This window comes from Amycolatopsis sp. NPDC004772, assembly GCF_053601215.1.
Genome location: NZ_JBSGBK010000186.1, coordinates 1 through 1,114, shown reverse-complemented (window position 1 = coordinate 1,114; position 1,114 = coordinate 1). Strand labels below are relative to the sequence as shown.

General features: G+C 68.3%; 1 protein-coding gene. It reads left to right on the top strand.

Annotation, left to right across the window (positions count from 1 at the left end; translation table 11 throughout):
• Window positions 1–126 precede the first annotated feature (126 nt).
• On the top strand, window positions 127–1,114 hold a 988-nt coding region (locus ACWEF6_RS42905), incomplete at its 3' end, for an IS481 family transposase (protein WP_449688194.1).

The following is a 1,114-nucleotide window of genomic DNA, read 5'->3' as shown; positions in this document are numbered from 1 at the left end:
TGTGATGTCCAGGGACGTTGTCCCGGCTTGAGGTGACCCGGTGATGGCCTGTCGTGCTGACAGGTGAAGGCCTCCGGTTGTGAAGTGGAGCTGTCTAGGAACCGCTTCACGCCTCCGGAGGCCTTCGTGTCCCACCCTAACGCCACCCTGACCCCACGCACCCGACTCCGACTCGCCCGCCTGATCGTCGAGCAAGGCTGGACCTACGCCGAAGCGGCGAAGACGTTCATGGTCGCCGCCAAGACAGCCCGCAAATGGGCCGAACGCTACCGGCACGAAGGCCCCGCAGGGATGGCTGACCGCAGCTGCCGCCCGCACCACAGTCCCGCCAAGACCTCACCCGCGCTGGTCCGCAAGATCGTGCGACTGCGGTGGCGGCACCGGCTCGGCCCGGTCCAGATCGCCGGCCGGCTCGACCTTCCCGCCTCGACCGTGCACGCGGTGCTGGTGCGTTGCCGGATCAACCGCTTGTCCCGGCTCGACCGGGTCACCGGCGAACCCTTGCGCCGCTACGAACACGACCACCCCGGATCGCTGATCCATGTCGATGTCACCAAGTTCGGCAACATCCCCGACGGAGGCGGACACCGCTACGTCGGCCGGCAACAAGGCGAGATCAACAAACGCGCCACCCCGGGCCTGCCCCGCGGCGCGGACTATAAGCCCCGCACCGGCACCGCGTTCGTCCACACTGTTATCGACGACCATTCCCGCGTCGCCTACGCCGAGATCCACACCGACGAAACCGCCGCCACCGCCACCGCTGTCCTGCGCCGGGCCGTGGCCTGGTTCGCCGATCTGGGCGTCACCGTCGAACGCGTGCTCTCGGACAACGGGTCGGCTTACCGCTCGCATGCCTGGCGCGACACCTGCGCCGAGCTTGGTGTCACCCCGAAACGGACCCGGCCCTACCGGCCACAAACCAACGGCAAGATCGAACGCTTCCACCGCACCCTGGCCGACGGCTGGGCCTACGCCCGCCTCTACCCGTCCGAGACCCTCCGCCGGGCCGCGCTACCGGGCTGGCTGCACTTCTACAATCATCACCGACCCCACAGCTCAACCGGCGGCAAACCGCCGGTCACCCGGCTGACCAACCTCCCTGGACATCACA